Raw genomic sequence first — 16619 nt, 5'->3', positions numbered from 1 at the left:
TCGGTCCGTTCGGTCGGTTCGATCCGTTCGATCCGTTCGGTGGAGGCGATACGGCCTATGAACCACTTGGCGCCGTCGTGCGTAGTTCTGCCAAGCGGCTTTCGAGCCCCTGAAGCGCGAGCAGACGAGAGGAACGACGGAGATGCCCCAGCAACCCACCAATCCCAACGACTGGCGGATGCAGTCCCGTACCGAACCGAGTCATAACTACGACGCCCACGACCAGCAGGCCAACGTGATGCGCACCGGAAGCGTCGGCTCCAACGGGACCGACGCCCCTGCCCCGAGGTACGGCGGTGGCCGGACCGGCGCCGACGACTACTACGCCGCCATCCAGGCCGACAGCCAGCCGTCCTATCAGCCCGCCCCCAGTTCCATACCCTCCCGCCCCGCCCCGAGCTACAGCTTCGGGGGCGCCCCGTCCTCCGCGACGGCGGCCCAGGGCTCCCCGGCTCCGTCGTACGCGCAGTATCCGCCGACGCCCACGGCGCGGACGGCTCCGATGCCGTGGGAGACGGAGAGGAGCGATGCCGTCAGTTTCGCGCTCAACGCCGTCCACCCGGTGGATACCTACGTCCCGAACCAGGACTCGAACTCAAGCTCGAACTCGATGGCCGCTTACGCCCAGATGCGGCCGTCGGCCGCCCGAGGAACCTCCGGGGCCGCCCAATACCCCAGTAGCAGCACCCAGCCTTACTCCGGTCACTCTGCAAACCAGACACAGCGGCAGGGCAGCCGCAGGAGCCAAGGCGGCGGCCAGGGAGGCTGAGTCCGCAACGGAGCGGGGGCGCCACGCGTCCGCGAGGTCCTGGTGGGCCCCATCATGCGGGACATGATGGGGCCGGTCCGCTCAGACGGAGCCGAACTGCCCTGCCCTGACGCCCGCCACGAAGGAGGCGAACGCGCCGGGGGCGAAGTCCAGCACCGGGCCGGCCAGGTTCTTGGAGTCACGGACGGGCACGATGCCGCGCGTGGTGACGAGGTTGACGGCGACCTCGACGCACGCGCCGCCGTTGTTGCTGTACGAGGACGTGAACCAACGGGGGGACTCGATCGTGGTCGTCACGGAATGCCCTTTCGCAACTGGTTGATCATGTCTACGGACGACGCTTGCGACAGCGCTTCGCCCTGTAGTTGATGGTAGGCCGTCAGCATGGGCATCACCGACACACTTTCGCGGTCCAGATGTCCTTGGGCCTGGGACTCCGCATAACAGATCACGGTCCGATCCAGCAGCGTCAAAAGGTAGACAGGCAGGTCGAATGTGCGCCGCTCGCCTATTCCGAAGGGCGCCACCTGGAGCAGGGTGTTCGGCAGGGCGGCGAACTCAACCAGACGAGCCAACTGGGCCGCCATGACGGAAGGCCCGCCAACAGGCCGACGGATACAGCTCTCGTCCATCGTCACGAACACCATGGGCGGTCGGTTCCGCTCCAACGCCGCCTGCCGTTCCATGAGGAACGCGACTCGCTCATCCGCTTGACCAGGCGTGATCGCTCCCCGCTTGACGGCGCTGTCCGCCAACACCCGCGCGTACTCGGTGGTCTGCAACAGACCGGGCACGATCCCGATCTCGTACAAACGGATTTCGACCGCACGGGCCTCATAGCCCACGTACTCCGGAAAGCCCTCCAGCAGCGAACCGTGCCTGATGTCGCGCCATTCGCGCTCGAACGCGTCCGTGGAATCGGCCGTGCCGAAGGCGCGGTCGAGTTCACGGGCAAAGGGAAGGGTCGGCGGTTTGCGATCAGTTTCGACCGCGGAAATATGCTGGCTGGAATATGACAAGTGCCCGGCGAGGCCTTCCTGGCTCCACCCGCGATCCTCCCGGAACCGCCGAATTCGGGCACCGAAGGCCGCCCTTGGCGACTTGTCCGGGTTTAACTCCTTGCGATTGACCATGCCTCACCCCTCTCTCCCTTCAGTCACGGTTAGTTGAAGGAGTGCCAACTCTACGTCACCCTGAGCCTCTTGGTAGTGGAATGACTACAGAGAGGTGCGAGCGGTATGCCCAACAGCACGCACGAGATCGTCGCCGGCACGGTGGGGGACGACGTACGAACAGTGCACAAACTGCGGGTACTTGAGCAGCACAGCCGCCGAGCGGTGTGCGGGGCGGGCGATCCCGACGGGGTGACGGACGTGTGGCTGCGCGCGGTGAACTGCCCCGCCTGCCTCGCCACTCCCGAGGAGGGGTAACCGATGCCCCCCGTCATCCCCTACGTAGCCGCGCGCAGCACCGACAAGGGCCCGCGCAAGGGGGAGTTGGCCGTCGAGTTCACCGCGAAGGGCCCCCGGCTCGCGTACAAACACCCCCGCCCCGGCGACCGGGACAGTCACGGCAACCTGTGGATCCGCATGGAGGAGACCACCGAACCGGGCCGCGTCCTCTACGACTCCATGCATCCGGCCCGCCAACGCGTCTGCATGGAACGGCTGTTGTGCCAGATCTGCGCGCGGCCGGCCGACCGCGACAAACGGGGCTGGCTCTTCATCGACTGGCGACGCGAGGACTCACCCCACACCTGGCCGGAGAGATCCATCACCTCCATGCCACCCCTGTGCACCGCCCACGTCCAACTCTCCCTGCGCCAGTGCCCGTTCCTGCGCCACACCGAACACGCGTTGCTCCGCGTCCGCAAACCCCACCTGTACGGACCGTCCGGCACCCTCTACCGCCTCACGGACCAAGGCTGGCTCGCCTCCGACACCCTCTGCTCGTACACCAAACCCCGCCACCCCGCCCTCCTCGCCTCCCGCCTCCACCGCGAACTGCGACACGTCACCGTCGTCACGCCGTAGTAGCACCACAGGGAGCAGTAGTCGGCGAGATCTCTTGAACAGGTCGGCAACCGAAGGGGGTGTCGTACCGCTCCGCACGGTCGCTACGGCCGTTTCATCGCCACATGTTGAGCCTGATCTGGTCGAAAAGCGTTTCCCACTCGCCTTCTTCGTCCGCGAAGGGTGTGGGGTCCACGGCGGTGATCTCCTGGATCATGCGGTCCACGATCTGTGCACGCCGCTCATCGTCGTCCCGTCCCAGTTTCAGGAGGTCCGCTCGCCCTCTGCTCAGGACCATGAGGGCGTGTACGAGACTCGAAACGTCCGCGTGCATCGGCTGATAGTCGATCTCTCCCTCGGGAAAAGCGTAGATCCGGCCGTTCCGGGGATCGAGCGCGACTGTGGCGTACACGAAGTTGCCGAGCTCCTCCCATGTTTCCGCTTCCGGCGGCAGTTCGGATCCGACTCGTTCGAAGGACGCCTTCAGGCTCGAACCGGAACGAAGTCGCTGCGCGCTGCCGTCCTCCAGATCCGTACGTGGACTGAAGAACTTGCCCTGCGGAAGTCCGACAGATGCCAGGAAGCCGGCCGTCGGCCGGTGCAGGTGCCCGCCGGCCGCCAGAGGGAAGTAGGTAACGCCCGTCAGCCCGCCCGCCCGCCGCACCTCCTCAGCCTCAATACCGATCAGCACAGCTCAACCTTTCTCACAGGTGCCCGTGGGCTCGCGGCCGTTCGTCCGACGCACGCGCGAGATTTGAGACGTGTCTCGCCGTCGCCGAGCGAGTAGACGGTCCCGCTGTCCGGCCCGAGTGCGAGCGTGGTTTCGGCGAAGAGTCCGAGCACGAGCCAGTCGCGGCACTCGTCGGGGACGCCTCCCCTGTTGCCGTACCACTCGTTGAGACCGATGAAGTCGGCCGCTCCGAGGCCGGCCTTGGACATGAACCATTCGGTGTCCGGGAGCCCGACAGTGCTCAGGAAGAGCTGTTCGGTCGTCGACCCGGCGAAGCGAACCCGTCTCATGCCCTTCAGCGCAGGCCTTACCACATTCCTTCAAGTACCTCGTCGAGCATGAGGTTCCAGTCCGAGTCCTCGTCGGCCAGGGGCGTGGGGTCAAAGGCGCTGACGGCTGTTCGGAAGCTCTGGATCAGGGTTTCGTTGTCCGAGTCTTCTGTCGTGGCGTCACGGAGCTTTCGGAACTCGGCGAGACAGAAGACGAAGGACTCGATGTCGCGATGCAGTACCTGACTCGTGTTCTCGCCCTCGGGGTAGGAGTGGACCACCCCGGACTGCGTGTCGATAGTGATGACCGCTGTTCTCAAGGAACCGAGGACCGGCCAGGAGCGGCGCGTCTGTGGAACTTCACCGCCTTCCATGTCCATGAGGAGTCCCAGCGTGACCGGATTACTTTCGCCGAGATCCAGGTCCAGGTGGGTGGAGGTGAAGATGTCGTCGTGCGGAAGGCCTGTTGAACTGAGGAATGAAGCGGTCGAAGCGTTCAGGGGATTGTCAGGATAGTCCGGGAAGTAGATGATTCCGTCGAGGCCGAAGAGGCGAATCAGATTCCTGGACGTCAGCGCGCTGGTCACCAAAGGATCCTATACTACTTGCCGTGGGCCTTTTTGAGGTCCTTCATGTATTGCTCGTGCTCTTTATTCTGTGTCTTCTTGTCGCTTTGATCGTAATCTGCGGCGTGAGTCACAGTGAGGTCGGGGTTAGCTGATTTGAAATAGTAGTCGAGCCATGTATTGCACCGTGGATTCTTCTGGCACGGTTCGCGTTCGGTGAACATTTCCTTCAAGCCAGCTTGCGCTCCGTTTTGGAGCAGCGGATGTCCGATGTTCCGTTCGGAATGATATTTACTGTCACTGTATCCGACGAGTATTGACTCCTGTCCGCTTTTGGGGTCAATGTACCGACCTGCGGCATAGTTTCCGCCGCCGTAGTCATCGCGCGCTTGGCGTGCCCGCTGGGTCGCTATCGCGAGTTCGTCCTTGGAGGGGTCGATCTTGCGTGAGCTGACGGTGCCGGTGTGGCCGCGCCCGGTTCGCCACTGCCTCTGATCTTTCTCCGTTTCGGGGCGCCAGACTTTTCCATCGGGCTCAATGATGCTAGTGAGGTTCATTTTGTCGGCTGCGGTCAGCCCTTTGGGATCGATGGTGCCGTTGGGAAGCACTTTGTCCACCGACCCGTCCGTGTTGAGGATGTAGGTATTGACTACTTTGCAGTCGTCGATGTCGCGTTTGGTTTTCTCGTCGCGTTCCTTCTGGTCCCGTTTGCTCTTGTCTATCTTCCCGCCGTGCTTTTCAAGGACGTCGACGGTCTCGTCGGCCTTCTTGTCGACGGCGTCCTCGGCCTTGTCCATGACCGTGGCGAGTTTGTGGAAGCGGCTGTCCTTCTTCACCGAGCTGCGGCGCTTGGCGCCCCCGGCCTTGTGGGTGCCCTTCTTCTTGTCGAAGTTCTTGCCGGTTTCCTGGTAGCCGCCCGTGGCCCGGTCGAAGTCGTCGAACTCGATCGCGAGGTCCTGGGCCATGTCCGCGCTGCCGGTCGTGTAGCCCGAGAGGTCTTCGTCGCCCGCGTCGAGGTGGTCCGTGAAGACGTCCTCGATCTTGCCGAGGATCTTCGCCTCGATCTTGTCGGTGACGATGGCGGTGATCTCACCGATCGCGTAGTCGATGATCTCGTGCAGGGCGAACCGGCAGGCGGCGATGGCGCCGGCGCTGAGCAGGCCACTGATGCCGGCGGTGAAGAACATGCCGACGACGCCCACGGTCGCGGCCGTCGCGGTGGCGCCGAGTTCGACGATGCAGGCCGCCTTGCAGCCCTCGATCAGGCCCGCGCAATCATCAAGGGCACCTGCCAGGTCGTCGAGCGCCTTGGCGAAGGTGGTGAGGTCCTTGGTGGTGAGTTTGCCCCAGCGGCGGTCGATCGCGGTGACGGTCGCGCCCTTGCTGCGGCCACCGACTATGTGGGAGCAGGCGGTGTTGCCTTCCTTGATGACGTCCCGCAGGCCTTCAGCGAGTTGCCGGTAGTCCTTGGCGCTGTCGCGGACCTCGTCCTCGTCGATGTTGGGCCATTGGACACCCACGAGGTCGAGAACCTCGACAAGTTCATCGGGCAGCTTCTTCCCCACGCGTCACACGCCCCCTCGCCAGTCAGCTCATCACACTTTCCAACGGAGCGTGAGGGAGCGTCAACTGGGCGCGAGGGGAGGGTGGGTGAGAACCGTGTGCGATCCGGCACGTCATCGTGGGTGCAGGCACATGACGCGGTCGTCCGTGCCGATCAGCAGGCCCCCGGCGGGTGTCAGGGCCAGCGCGTTCACCGGCGTGCCGGGGTGGAACTGTGATTTCGTGCCCTGCTCCAGGTGGCGCAGTTCGACCAGTCCGTCTTCCCAGGCGACGGCCAGGGTCGAGCCGTACGGGGTGTGCGCCGCGCTCAACGCCGTGACGGGGCGGGGGCGTTCGGCCACCGGAGTGGGCTGCGGGTCGGCGGCGGGAGACCAGGCGCGGACCCGGCCGTCGGCTCCCCCGCTGTAGAGCAGCGGCACCGTTTCCGCGCCGTCGCCGACCGGGAGGGCGAGCGCCGCCAGGGCGGTGACGGGGCCGGTGTGCAGGGCGGCGGTGCGCGGTGGCTGAGCCGTGTCGGCGGGGGTGAAGGCGTGCACGGTGCCGTCGGGTCCGCCGACAGCCACCGCACCGGGCGTGGCGCAGAGCGCGGTGCCCGGGGAGTGGGCGAGGTGGGCCGTGAGCGTTTCGGTGAGCCGCCGGCCCGGAGTCGGGCCGTCATCGAGCAGGGCCGCGATGCCTGTGGGCCGTACCGCACCGGGCAGCGTCTCCGCGCTCACGTGGCCCTGGTCGTCGAGCGCCAGCAGCGTGCCGTCCGCGAGAGCGCCGAACGCGACAGGTGGGGAGGGCAGTTGGGGCATCCGCCCCAGGGGTGCGCCGTCGGCCGAGGCCACGGTCCGCAGCGCGCCCTGGTGGTCGGCGAGAAGGACCTGGCCCGCCGGCAGCCCGGTGGTGGTCATCGCGAAGACCGGTCCGGGCCAGGGCGGGGTCACGTCCCCCCGTACGCGCGACCACTCCAACTGCCAGTCGGCGGTGGCCGCGAGCCGGGCCAGCTCCGGTGCCAGCCGTGGATCCGCACCGTCGCCCAGGGCCGTCAGCAGCACCAGCGCGCGCTCCGCGCTGTCCTGGTCCCGGCACAGGGACTGCCCGGCGCGCAGCCAGGCGGTACGCAGTCCCCCGTGCTCCGCCTCGTCCACGTCGAATGCGGCGGTGACCAGCCACGGATCAGCCGCGCACAGCGCCGCCGGGTCGTCCAACTCCGGTACGGGCGCGGCCTGCGGAGGGACGGTGGCCCCGGCGTGTTCGGCGCGCCAGGCCGTACGGCGGGTCTCGTCCGTCCACTGCGGTTCGTCCAGGTCCATCACCGCCGCACCGCCGTCGGCCAGTTGGCGGTGGACGGGGGTGCCGGTGCGGGCCTCGACCACCAGCCGTACGTGGTCCAGGGCGTCCAGCGCGCGTACCAGCTCCGCCAGTCCGTCCGGGTCGGCAGCCGCGTGCAGGTCCGGCAGGACGACGGTGACCGGGCGCCGGTCGGCGGTCAGCCGCGCCACGAACTCCCCGGGTCCCCTTACGACCAGCCCCAGTTGGTCGGCCAGCATCCAGACCGCACCGCGCACACCCTGCCCGGCGAGCGGCACGAAACCGTGCACCGCCCGGTCCCGTCCCGTACCCGCCCGGGTGCCGTGCCGTATCAGCCAGGCCAGCAGTTCGGACTTTCCGCACCCCGCACCACCCGCGATCACACACAGACCCGGCGCGGAGGCATCGGCCAGCCACGCCAACAGCGCGGCCCCGGCCGGTTCACGCCCCGCCGCGGGCCGGCCCCACGCCGCCGTACTCACCCTCGGCCCGCCTGCTCGGCCGTATACGTGATCAGTTGCTTGAGCCCCGCCTCGCGGGACTCGGCGTCACTGCCGTAGTCGAAGGCATGGGTGAACTCCGCCTGCGGGAACAGCTTCTGCATCCACACCGCGCAGTAGTGACCGGGCATCATGCACGCCTGCAACTCGCAGAACACCCGCCGTACCTGCTCCGGCGCCACCCCCTGCCCGGACAGCTCCCGCCAGACCAACTCCTCGGGATGCGCACGCCCGGGCCCCGTCGCCCCGGTGACGATCCGCTTCTCCCCGCCGGCGTCGACATACTCGAACGCGGCGGAGAAAGGGAAGTTCAGCGTGTGCCGCACATCGTCCAGCACCCGAGGCCACCACGCCTCCCGCTCCCCGAACGCGTCCGGGTCGATCGCGCGCAGAGTCTCGTTCAACTCCCGGAAGGCAGCCGCCGCCTCCGTCAGACCGGACGAGGTCGCGATCACCGGCAGCACCCGGTCCAGCACCGCCAACGACGCGCTGAACGCCTGGGGATCCGAGCTGACGTACAGGTCGTCCTCGCCGCCCTCCAGCATGACCGCCTGAACGGCGCCGTCAGGCCGTACGCACAGCTGGGCCAGCCCGTCAGCACCGATCCGCAGCCACCCCTCCACCTCCGGCGCGGGGCGGGGAAGGCCGCTCTGGGCCGCGAAGACACCCAGCGCAAGCGCGTCACTCTCACCGGCGGCCGTGAAGTACGGGGCTACCAGCACCGGTACGCCCGTCTCCTCAAGTCCCGCGCGCGCCGCCTCGGGAAGTCGTACACCGAAGGCGGCACCGGGACGGAAGCGACGCAGCCCCTCCGCACCGAACTGCGCGCTGACGGGATCATGGGGCGATGTGGACATCGAGCTACCTCACACAGCGGACAGACAGGTGTTCCACGACCCTACTGAAGCTGATTCCGCGACGCGGTGCCGTTCGTCCGAAGCACGCCGGCCGGATGCGGCCGGGGCAGCGACAGAACGGGCATCCGCGGGTGCCGCAGGGTGCTGTGCCCGTCGTGCACGTGGAGCGTGAACGTCTCCGCCCCCGGCCGGTCGGCCGCGTCGTACGCGTCCAGGACACGCTCGACGCACTCCCACAGCCTCACGGGACCGCCCTCGCGCACCCGCCACGCGCCGTCGCCGTCCGGGGTGAGGGTGGCGGCGGAGCCGGTGGCGACATCGACGATGTGCACGACCTCACCGACGGTGGTCATCTGGGCGTCGGGCACGGCGCATTGGGCGAGGAACCGCGGATGGAACGCCTCCTCGGTCGCGGCACTGACCCGTTCGGGGCCGTGCCGCGCGGTGCGGGACTCCTCGGGCAGTCCCGCGGCCCAGTGGGCGGGGTTGCCGAAGGCCGGTGCCGCGTGGGTCCGGGCGGGCATGAACGACACGGTGCCGCCCAGCAGTTGGCCCTCGGCGGTGCCGTCCTCGGCGACGGTGAGCAGGACTCGGGCGTACCCGTACAGCCAGCCCGACAGGGTGAGCAGGATCTTCCCGCCCGGCCGGGCCTGCGCGAGCAGGGCCGGGGGTACGGTGCGGAAGGAGCAGGCGGCGACGATCCGGTCGAACCGCGCCTCGGGCCAGTACCCGTACAGTCCGTCGGCCACGGCGAGGGTTGGGGTGTAGCCACACCCGTGCAGGGCGTTCGCGGCCGACTCCAGCCGGTGCGGGTCCACCTCGATGCTCGTGACGTCGGCGGAGCCGAGCCGTTCGCAGGCGAGCGCGGTCGAGTAGCCGGTCCCGGTGCCGATCTCCAACACCGTCTGTCCTTCGGCGATTTCCGCGTCCGCCCACATGCGTACGACCAGGGACGGCAGCGTCGAGGAGGAGGTGGGTGCTCCGCCGTGGCGCACGGCGGGGTGCGTCCAGTCGGGTTCGTCGCCGTCGAACTGCGTGATGAGCGTGGTGTCGGAGTACGCGGCGGCCAGCCACCGGCCCTGGCCGAGTGCGGCGGTGACCGGCTCCCACACCGTCAGCCCCTGCCCGTCCCGTTCGCCGACGGGCAGATAGAAGCCCGGCACGAACCGATGCCGGGGCACTGTCTCCACGGCCCGCCGCCAGGCCTGATCAGCAAGGACCCGGTCCTGGGCAAGGGACTTCGCCATCGCCTCCCGCAGCCGGGCGGCGTCCTTCTCCAGATCGGCGGGCATCGTCATGCCGTACCGCCTCCTTCCGTACTCAGGATGTCGGCGAACGCGGTCGTGATGGCCGGCGCGTCCGGAAGCCAGCCCCACTGGCCGTTCGGATTGCACTCGATCACGGTCCAGTGTGCCGGGTCTTCCCCGTCCCCGTTCCCGTCTCCAGTCCCATTCCCGTCCCCGGTCAGTGCGAAGTCGAAGCAGCCGAAGAGCAGACGGAACGACGCCAGATAGCTGTGCAGGGCGGCCTCGATCGGGGACGGGACGGTGATCGGAGTGTGGACCAGCTCGTCCCAGTCGCCCCGGCGCCAGTCCAGCGCACCGTCCGGGGCGACGAGTCGCTGGGCGAACACCCGGCGTCCGACCACCGTCACCCGCACATCGGCCGTCTTGGGAACTTCCGCCTGGAAGAGATGCGCGGTCACCGCGAGTGCGGCGTCGAAGCTCTCCGGATCGACGCGCTGGGTCCAGATCGCCCCGGTGTTCCCATCCCTGCCGGGAGGCAGGCCGCGGAACGTCTTGCAGATGACGCGCTCGTGGTCGGCGGCGAACTCGCGTGCCGCATCGACATCGTTGGTAATGAGGGTCGGCGGGATCGCCAGGCCCAGCTCAACGAACCGCTGGAGCTGCAGGGGCTTGAAGTCGGCGCGCGCCACCGCCGAGGGGTGGTTGACGTACGTCGCACGGCGCAGGTGGTTCAGGACGCCGCCGAGCCCGTGCCTCGCCTCGGCCGCGGCGAACTCGCGCTGTTGCTGCGGCAGATGCCCGAACCGGGCGGCGTACGAGGTGGGGCGACGGTAGTACACCGCCGCCACCTCCTCCAGCTCCACCTCCCGGCTCGCCGTACGCAGTCGGCCGCCCCACGCCGGGCTGTCCGCACCGATGCGGAACCCGAAGGTCAGGCCGGGTCCGATGTCGGCAGGATCGACACGAGCGACGGGCACCTCACGCTCGTTCAGCGCGGCGATGACCCAGTCCGCGGTGACGTCTTCCAGCGCGGTGAGGACCAGGACGGTGGCGGCCATCGGTCAGTCCGACTCGTAGTCGGTGGTGTTGTCGTCCTGCGACTGCTCCGGCGGGCTCTGCCCGTCACCGCCCCCGGACGTCGACGCGGTGCCCTTCGTCTTCGAGGTGCCGTGCCTGCCCATCTCGACGGCCCGGCCGGCGGTGTCGGTGTAGCGGGCGGTCTGCGTGACCGGGTCGAGTGTCACCGTCGCGTACGACGGCGGGCCGACCGGAAGCCGGTCGGTGACCAGTCGCATCGCCCACGGGGCCTGGAATGAACGCGTCGCCATGCGTCGCCCCTCCTCCTCTGTGCCAGTGGCGGTCAGCCGGGCGGCTGCCACCTGCGCGAAGTTGGTTGTCCGCACCCGATTACAGAGCAACTGACCCTGTTCGCAACACCGTCCGGGTGTCATCCCCCTGTCGCTCCCCTCCCCCCGATCGCCCGGCGGGGCGGGCACCCAACTGCTTTCATAAGCGATGTGGACGAACTCATCCGGCATCCGCTGGCGTACGCGCGGGGGCTGCGCGGCTGGTCCCAGTCCGGCCTCGCCCAGCAGATGAGAGTCGCCGCCCGGCGCCGCGGTCTGCGCGCCGGGACGTCACGTCAGCGCGTGTCCCTGTGGGAGAAGCGCGTGGTCCCGGACGAGTTCTCCCAGATGCTTCTGTCCGATGTCTTCGACATCCCCCACGAACAGGCAACGGCTCTGGGCTGGCCTCACTGGCTGCCCGGCCATGAGACGCCTGCCGCCCTCGGGGCCGGGCTGACCGTCGCCGTTCTCAGAAAGGCCGTACTGATGGCCGTCGACCGCCGCACCTTCCTGGCCGTCACCCCGGCCGCCCTCGGCTCCCTCGCCCTCCAGTGGGCCACGATCGAACCGGCACCGGCCGACCGCGTCACCGGTGGGCGCCCGGTGGATCCCGCGTTCGTCGGCCGGCTGGAGGAATCGGCCCAGGGCCTCACCAGCATGTCCACGGAACATCGTCAGCACACGAGTCCCCTTCTGGACGGGTACCTCGAAACCGTCGTCAACCTGCTGGAACACAGCAGCTACAACCGCGCCCTGGGCAAACGCCTGCACACCTTGGCCTCGACCCTCGCCCAGACCGTCGCGTGGCACCGGTTCGACCACGAGCACCACGCGGCGGCCAACCGCTACTGGCATGCGGCCGTGCACTCCGCCCATGAGGCCGGAAACACCGACATGGGCGCCGGGGCCCTCTCCGACATCGCCTACCAGAGCATCTGGCTCGGCCGGCCCCGTGCCGCCGTCGACTGCCTCGGCCACGCGCTCTCGCGCACCTCGAACCCCACGGCCCGCACACTGCTGTCGCTGCGGAAAGCGCGAGCGCACGCGATGCTCGGCGAAGCCCGGGACTGCTACCGCGAACTCGCGCGAGCCGAGAGACTCCTCGACTCGACCACCGAGGAGGCCCCCAGGTGGTGCGCCTGGATGAGCCCCGCCGACCTGGCGGTGGACACCGGCAGATGCCTGATCGACCTTGGCCGACCGCGCCGCGCGCATGATCAGATCACCCAGGGCGTCAGTCTGCTGCCCAGGTCCCGGGACAAGACGAAAGCGGTCTTCCTCGCCTACGAGGCGGAAAGCCTGCTGGCCGGGGGCGAGGTCCAGCAGGCCGCGGAGCTGGCTCGCCAATCCCTCGCCCTCGCCACACAGATCGGCGCGTCGCGCTGCGTCCAGCAGATCCGCGAGATGTCCGGCAAGTTCTCGGCGTACGGCTCCGAACACGGAGTCGAACTCCTTCGACACGACGTCGCCATGGCCGACGCCCCGCGCGGCAGGGCTACGTGACCGGCCGGCGGACAGGGCCTGGTTCCGCTACGGCGCCAGCGTGCGTACGACGTCGAACTCGTTGCCCTCCGGGTCGGCCATGACCACCCAGCTCCGCCCCGAGCCCTGGCCCACGTCCGTCGTGGTGGCGCCGAGGGCGAGGAGTCTGGTCACCTCGTCCGCGGTGCTGCGATCGATCGGGCTGACGTCGAGGTGAAGCCTGTTCTTGACGGTCTTTCCCTCGGGCACCTGGATGAACTGCACGGTGGGCGGCATCTGGCGGGCCCGTATCTCCTCGGCCGTCGGCTCCCAGGAACCGATCTCGACCCGGCCCTCGGCCCGGTCGATCACCTTGAAGTCCAGGACCGCGCACCAGAAGGCGGCGAGCCTTTCCGGGTCGTGGCAGTCAACGACCAGCTCGGTGAACCTACTTGTCATGACTCTCCTGATACTGAGGGCTTTCCCAAGCCGGTGAAGAGCGCGTCGAGGACACGGTCGACGTACTCGTGGGTCAGAGGTTCCTGGGTGATCAGGAACTGGAAGTAGAGCGGCCCGGAGAGGACAGCCATGGCGAGGCTGAGGTCGAAGTCTGGCGACAACTGGCCTCGGTCGCGGGCCGTTCGCAGTCGGGCGACGGTCATGGCGGTCTGCGGGGTGATGAAGCGCGCGTTGAGCGCGGCGGCGACCTGGGGGTCGTACTGGGCCTCGCCGACCAGGGCCCGGAACAGCGGGCCCATGGGCGGATCGGCCAGCAGGTCGACGGCCGCGTGGATCTGCGTACGCAGGTCGGCGACGACGTCACCCGTGTCCGGGTAGTCCAGGCCGGACTCGTGCAGTGAGAGCAGCGAGTCCAGGAACAGGGCGCCCTTGGACGGCCATCTGCGGTAGATGGTGTGCTTCCCCGCGCCGGCCCGGGCGGCGATCGCCTCGATGCTGAGCTTGGCGTAGCCGATCTCCTGGCCCAGTTCGAGCGTGGTCCGCATGATGGCCTCGGTCCGGTCGGCGCCTCGGCTGGCAGTGCTCATGCGCTCAGCCTAGCGGAACGGCACGGCACGTGCCGTACTTGACGAGGCTCCGGTCTGTGAACTTTCCTTTCCGGCACGGCGCGTGCCGTTCGCGCCCCTCCGAGAATCGAGCCATCAGCATGCCCAGTTCATCCCCCGGCACCCCGTTCACCGACTGGCTGCGCGCCAACGCCGTGCCGCTCGACCATCTGGACCCCGAGGCGCCGCTCGACGACCTGGAACCGCTGCGGGGCGTCATCGGCGACGCGCGCGTCGTCGCGATCGGCGAACACTCCCACTTCATCGAGGAGTTCGCCCTGCTGCGCCGCCGTATCCTGCGCTTCCTCGTCGAACGCTGCGGCTTCACCGCCCTGGCCTTCGAGTACGGCTTCAGCGAGGGCTTCCCCCTGGACGCCTGGGCCCGGGGAGAGGGTACGGACGAGGATCTGGCGGGCCATCTCGCCCAGGCGATTCCCGTGGGGATCACCGAACCCCTGCGATGGGTCCGCCGGCACAACCGCACCGCCACGTCACCGGTGCGCTTCGCCGGGGTCGACATCCCGGCGGCGGGCGGTTCCCTGCTGCCCGCGCTGGCCCCGGTCGCCGACTATCTGCGCCGCGTCGACCCCGAGACCGTACCGGCGGTCGAGACGGCCGTGCGGATCGCCGCGTCGTTCGCGGGTGGCTCCGCGGCCGTGGCCGCACCCGCCTGGGCGCGGCTGCCCGTCACCGAACAGAACGACCTCACCGCGATCCTCGCGCGCCTGCTCGTCCGGTTCCGCGCTCTCGAACCGCTGTACGTGACGCGAGGCGACCAGTACGAGTACGACGTCGCCCTGCACCGCCTCGAAGGCGCCTGCCACGGCGACCACACCTTCCGCGCCATGGCCGGCCTGTTCGCGGGCGACGGCCTCACCGCCGACACCTCGGCCCGGGACGCCTACATGGCCCGATCGGTCCCCTGGCACCTGGCCCACCTCGAACCCGGCAGCCGTGTCGTCCTGGTCGCCCACAACGCGCACATCCAGACGTCGCCGATCTCCTTCGACGGGCACCTCACGGGGCTCCCGATGGGACAGCAACTGCGGCGCGCACTGGGCGACAGCTACTTCGCGCTCGGTCTGACCAGCGTCACCGGCCACACGGCGGACATGGTCCGCGACGAGAAGGCGCCGTTCGGCTTCACCCTCGCCGATACGACGCTGGACGCGCCCGAACCGGGAAGCATCGAGGCCGCCTTCGCCGACGCCGGCCTCGGCTCCGGACTCGACGCCGGCCCCGGCTCCGGCTCCGGCCGCTCCGGACTCGGTCCCGGTCCCGGTCTCGCCGATCTCCGCAGAGCACGTACAGAGGTAGCCACCCACCCCGGCGACCACCCCGACCACCCCGACCGCATCCGGCTACAGGGCACCTACGTGCACACCCCGGTGCTCGACGCCTTCGACGCGGTCCTGGTCACCCCCGCCTCCACCGTCACCAAGGACCTCCGTATCTGACGACCGGGTCCCGGCCCGCTCACCCCTCCGCCGACACATCCCGCCACGCCGGGCGCAACGACGCCGCCACGTCCTCCGCGCTCACCGGCGCCCCCCGCGCGGCCGACCGCGCCGCCAGGCCGTGCAGATACGCGCCCACCGATGCCGCGTCCCGCGCCGCCAGGCCGGCCGCCAGCAGCGAGCCCGTCAGACCCGAGAGCACGTCGCCGCTGCCCGCCGTCGCCAGCCAGGGCGTGCCCGTGGGATTCGCACGGACGGGGAGCGAGGTGTCCGGGGAGGCCACCAGCGTGGTGGAACCCTTCAGGAGGACCGTCGCGCCGTAGCGGGAGGCGAGTTCGCGGACCGACGACAGCCGGGCCGCCTCGACCTCCTCGCGGGGGACGCCGAGCAGCGCCGCCGCCTCGCCCGCATGCGGGGTGAGCAGCGTCGGGGCCGTACGCGACCGTACGGCCCCGGCGTCCAGCCCGCGCAGGCCGTCCGCGTCGATCAGGACCGGTACGTCGGAGGCCAGCGCGTCCGCGACGCCCGGCTCGTCGCCGAGGCCGGGGCCGACCACCCATGCCTGGACGCGGCCCGCCTTCGCCGGTGGGCCGGCGTGGACCAGGGTCTCGGGGAAGCGGGCGAGCACCGCGTCCCCGGCGGGGCCCACGTACCGCACCGCCCCCGCGCCGCCGTGCAGCGCGCCCGCCACCGCGAGGACCGCCGCCCCCGGGTAGCGCGCCGAACCGGCGACGACGCCCACGACACCCCGCCGGTACTTGTCGCTCTCGCCAGTCGGCACCGGCAACAGCCGTGCCACGTCCGCGTGTTGGAGCGCTTCCAGCTCCGGCAGGGACGGCAGCACCGCGCCCAGCCCGATGTCGACGAGCCGCACCGCGCCCGCGTACTCCCGCGCCGGGTCGATCAGATGGGCCGGCTTGTACGTGCCGAAGGTGACCGTCGCGTCCGCCCGCAGCGCCTCCCCCACCACCTCGCCGCTGCCCGCCTCGACACCGCTCGGCAGGTCGACGGCCACGATCACGGCGCCGGAGCCGTGCGCGGCGCGCGCGACCGGGACCGCGTCGGGCCGCAGCCCGCCGCGCCCGCCGATGCCGGTGATGCCGTCGAGTACGAGATCGGCGGTGGCCAGTACGGCGAACGGGTCGTCCGCGACCCGCCCGCCCGCGCCGAGCAGCGCCGTAAGACCGGGGGCGTGCGCCCGTCCGGGGCTGAGGAGCACCGCCGAGACCCCGGCCCCGCGGCGCGCGAGGCGGGCCCCCGCGTACAGCGCGTCGCCGCCGTTGTCGCCGCTGCCGACGAGCAGGACGACCCGCGCCCCGTACACCCGCCCGAGGGCCCGCCGCAGCAGATCCGCGCAGGCGGCGGCGAGTCCGGCCGCCGCGCGCTGCATGAGTACGCCGTCGGGGAGCTGGTCCATCAGCTCCCGTTCGGCGGTCCGTACGGTCTCGACGCTGTAGGCGGTACGCATGCCTCCGAGTCTGC

General features: G+C 69.5%; 19 protein-coding genes. 5 read left to right on the top strand and 14 right to left on the bottom strand.

All coding sequences use genetic code 11. The annotated features are described in order from the left end of the window. The first annotated feature begins 142 nt into the window (after nucleotides 1-142). Nucleotides 143-769: a hypothetical protein gene (locus ACFYNU_RS18315; protein WP_356586852.1), complete on the top strand. Its 627-nt coding sequence runs from the start codon at nucleotides 143-145 to the stop codon at nucleotides 767-769. Nucleotides 770-850: 81 nt separating this feature from the next. Here ACFYNU_RS18315 and ACFYNU_RS18310 read toward each other — a convergent pair whose 3' ends face one another. Both ACFYNU_RS18310 and ACFYNU_RS18305 read right to left on the bottom strand, forming a co-directional pair. Continuing rightward, the gene (locus ACFYNU_RS18310; protein ID WP_356586850.1) at nucleotides 851-1066 is read right to left on the bottom strand and encodes a DUF397 domain-containing protein; all 216 of its coding nucleotides are present in this window, start codon (nucleotides 1064-1066) and stop codon (nucleotides 851-853) included. Then, on the bottom strand, nucleotides 1063-1902 hold the full coding sequence (locus tag ACFYNU_RS18305; RefSeq protein ID WP_356586848.1) for a helix-turn-helix transcriptional regulator: 840 nt from the start codon (nucleotides 1900-1902) through the stop codon (nucleotides 1063-1065). The genes ACFYNU_RS18310 and ACFYNU_RS18305 overlap by 4 nt, the downstream gene beginning before the upstream one ends. Nucleotides 1903-2007: 105 nt before the next feature. On the opposite strand from ACFYNU_RS18305, the gene ACFYNU_RS18300 reads away from it, so the two are divergent. After that, the gene (locus tag ACFYNU_RS18300; protein WP_356586846.1) at nucleotides 2008-2199 is read left to right on the top strand and encodes a hypothetical protein; all 192 of its coding nucleotides are present in this window, start codon (nucleotides 2008-2010) and stop codon (nucleotides 2197-2199) included. Nucleotides 2200-2202: 3 nt separating this feature from the next. Continuing rightward, nucleotides 2203-2802 carry a hypothetical protein gene (locus ACFYNU_RS18295; RefSeq protein ID WP_356586844.1) on the top strand — a complete coding sequence of 200 codons (600 nt, stop codon included), beginning with the start codon at nucleotides 2203-2205 and terminating at the stop codon, nucleotides 2800-2802. A gap of 94 nt (nucleotides 2803-2896) precedes the next feature. Here the strand turns inward: ACFYNU_RS18295 and ACFYNU_RS18290 are convergent, their stop codons facing one another. The 9 genes from ACFYNU_RS18290 to ACFYNU_RS18250 form a co-directional block, all read right to left on the bottom strand. Next, nucleotides 2897-3472, bottom strand: a complete 576-nt coding sequence (locus tag ACFYNU_RS18290; RefSeq protein WP_356586842.1) for an SUKH-4 family immunity protein — start codon at nucleotides 3470-3472, stop codon at nucleotides 2897-2899. Next, nucleotides 3466-3801 carry an SUKH-4 family immunity protein gene (locus tag ACFYNU_RS18285; RefSeq protein ID WP_356586840.1) on the bottom strand — a complete coding sequence of 112 codons (336 nt, stop codon included), beginning with the start codon at nucleotides 3799-3801 and terminating at the stop codon, nucleotides 3466-3468. Before ACFYNU_RS18285 ends, ACFYNU_RS18290 begins: the two co-directional genes overlap by 7 nt. Before the next feature lie 17 nt (nucleotides 3802-3818). After that, entirely contained in the window at nucleotides 3819-4367 is a 549-nt protein-coding gene (locus tag ACFYNU_RS18280) for an SUKH-4 family immunity protein (protein ID WP_356586838.1), read from the bottom strand. Between the two features lie 14 nt (nucleotides 4368-4381). Beyond that, a complete protein-coding gene (locus ACFYNU_RS18275) occupies nucleotides 4382-5911 on the bottom strand; it encodes a nucleic acid/nucleotide deaminase domain-containing protein (RefSeq protein ID WP_356586836.1) in 1530 nt (509 codons plus the stop codon). A 111-nt stretch (nucleotides 5912-6022) separates the two neighbouring features. After that, entirely contained in the window at nucleotides 6023-7687 is a 1665-nt protein-coding gene (locus ACFYNU_RS18270; protein ID WP_356586834.1) for a hypothetical protein, read from the bottom strand. Further along, a complete protein-coding gene (locus ACFYNU_RS18265) occupies nucleotides 7684-8562 on the bottom strand; it encodes an SUKH-4 family immunity protein (protein ID WP_356586832.1) in 879 nt (292 codons plus the stop codon). Before ACFYNU_RS18265 ends, ACFYNU_RS18270 begins: the two co-directional genes overlap by 4 nt. Nucleotides 8563-8603: 41 nt before the next feature. Beyond that, nucleotides 8604-9860, bottom strand: coding sequence for an ATP-grasp peptide maturase system methyltransferase (gene tgmC / locus ACFYNU_RS18260; RefSeq protein ID WP_356586830.1), 1257 nt, complete (start codon nucleotides 9858-9860; stop codon nucleotides 8604-8606). Next, on the bottom strand, nucleotides 9857-10867 hold the full coding sequence (gene tgmB / locus ACFYNU_RS18255; RefSeq protein WP_356586828.1) for an ATP-grasp ribosomal peptide maturase: 1011 nt from the start codon (nucleotides 10865-10867) through the stop codon (nucleotides 9857-9859). Before tgmB ends, tgmC begins: the two co-directional genes overlap by 4 nt. A gap of 3 nt (nucleotides 10868-10870) precedes the next feature. Further along, nucleotides 10871-11104, bottom strand: coding sequence for a putative ATP-grasp-modified RiPP (locus ACFYNU_RS18250; protein ID WP_388766710.1), 234 nt, complete (start codon nucleotides 11102-11104; stop codon nucleotides 10871-10873). Nucleotides 11105-11326: 222 nt separating this feature from the next. Here ACFYNU_RS18250 and ACFYNU_RS18245 point away from each other — a divergent pair, with 222 nt between their 5' ends. Next, entirely contained in the window at nucleotides 11327-12658 is a 1332-nt protein-coding gene (locus tag ACFYNU_RS18245; protein ID WP_356586824.1) for an XRE family transcriptional regulator, read from the top strand. A gap of 27 nt (nucleotides 12659-12685) precedes the next feature. Here ACFYNU_RS18245 and ACFYNU_RS18240 read toward each other — a convergent pair whose 3' ends face one another. Further along, nucleotides 12686-13075 carry a VOC family protein gene (locus tag ACFYNU_RS18240; protein WP_356586822.1) on the bottom strand — a complete coding sequence of 130 codons (390 nt, stop codon included), beginning with the start codon at nucleotides 13073-13075 and terminating at the stop codon, nucleotides 12686-12688. After that, entirely contained in the window at nucleotides 13072-13662 is a 591-nt protein-coding gene (locus tag ACFYNU_RS18235; protein ID WP_356586820.1) for a TetR/AcrR family transcriptional regulator, read from the bottom strand. Before ACFYNU_RS18235 ends, ACFYNU_RS18240 begins: the two co-directional genes overlap by 4 nt. A gap of 119 nt (nucleotides 13663-13781) precedes the next feature. Here ACFYNU_RS18235 and ACFYNU_RS18230 point away from each other — a divergent pair, with 119 nt between their 5' ends. Continuing rightward, on the top strand, nucleotides 13782-15137 hold the full coding sequence (locus ACFYNU_RS18230; protein ID WP_356586818.1) for an erythromycin esterase family protein: 1356 nt from the start codon (nucleotides 13782-13784) through the stop codon (nucleotides 15135-15137). A gap of 19 nt (nucleotides 15138-15156) precedes the next feature. Here ACFYNU_RS18230 and ACFYNU_RS18225 read toward each other — a convergent pair whose 3' ends face one another. Next, the gene (locus ACFYNU_RS18225; protein ID WP_356586816.1) at nucleotides 15157-16605 is read right to left on the bottom strand and encodes an NAD(P)H-hydrate dehydratase; all 1449 of its coding nucleotides are present in this window, start codon (nucleotides 16603-16605) and stop codon (nucleotides 15157-15159) included. Nucleotides 16606-16619 lie beyond the last annotated feature (14 nt).

It is taken from the genome of Streptomyces sp. NPDC006643 (assembly GCF_042870175.1).
Classification (GTDB): domain Bacteria; phylum Actinomycetota; class Actinomycetes; order Streptomycetales; family Streptomycetaceae; genus Streptomyces.
Note: the sequence above shows the minus strand (reverse complement) of the source record. Positions and strands in the feature narration are given on the sequence as shown.

Coding starts and splice junctions, on each gene's coding strand:
- tgmB (WP_356586828.1), bottom strand. CDS start 10,867: ATGGCCGCCACCGTCCTGGTCCTCACCGCGCTGGAAGACGTCACCGCG.
- ACFYNU_RS18230 (WP_356586818.1), top strand. CDS start 13,782: ATGCCCAGTTCATCCCCCGGCACCCCGTTCACCGACTGGCTGCGCGCC.
- ACFYNU_RS18300 (WP_356586846.1), top strand. CDS start 2,008: ATGCCCAACAGCACGCACGAGATCGTCGCCGGCACGGTGGGGGACGAC.
- ACFYNU_RS18250 (WP_388766710.1), bottom strand. CDS start 11,104: ATGCGACTGGTCACCGACCGGCTTCCGGTCGGCCCGCCGTCGTACGCG.
- ACFYNU_RS18265 (WP_356586832.1), bottom strand. CDS start 8,562: ATGTCCACATCGCCCCATGATCCCGTCAGCGCGCAGTTCGGTGCGGAG.
- ACFYNU_RS18235 (WP_356586820.1), bottom strand. CDS start 13,662: ATGAGCACTGCCAGCCGAGGCGCCGACCGGACCGAGGCCATCATGCGG.
- ACFYNU_RS18240 (WP_356586822.1), bottom strand. CDS start 13,075: ATGACAAGTAGGTTCACCGAGCTGGTCGTTGACTGCCACGACCCGGAA.
- tgmC (WP_356586830.1), bottom strand. CDS start 9,860: ATGACGATGCCCGCCGATCTGGAGAAGGACGCCGCCCGGCTGCGGGAG.
- ACFYNU_RS18225 (WP_356586816.1), bottom strand. CDS start 16,605: ATGCGTACCGCCTACAGCGTCGAGACCGTACGGACCGCCGAACGGGAG.
- ACFYNU_RS18295 (WP_356586844.1), top strand. CDS start 2,203: ATGCCCCCCGTCATCCCCTACGTAGCCGCGCGCAGCACCGACAAGGGC.
- ACFYNU_RS18315 (WP_356586852.1), top strand. CDS start 143: ATGCCCCAGCAACCCACCAATCCCAACGACTGGCGGATGCAGTCCCGT.
- ACFYNU_RS18285 (WP_356586840.1), bottom strand. CDS start 3,801: ATGAGACGGGTTCGCTTCGCCGGGTCGACGACCGAACAGCTCTTCCTG.
- ACFYNU_RS18305 (WP_356586848.1), bottom strand. CDS start 1,902: ATGGTCAATCGCAAGGAGTTAAACCCGGACAAGTCGCCAAGGGCGGCC.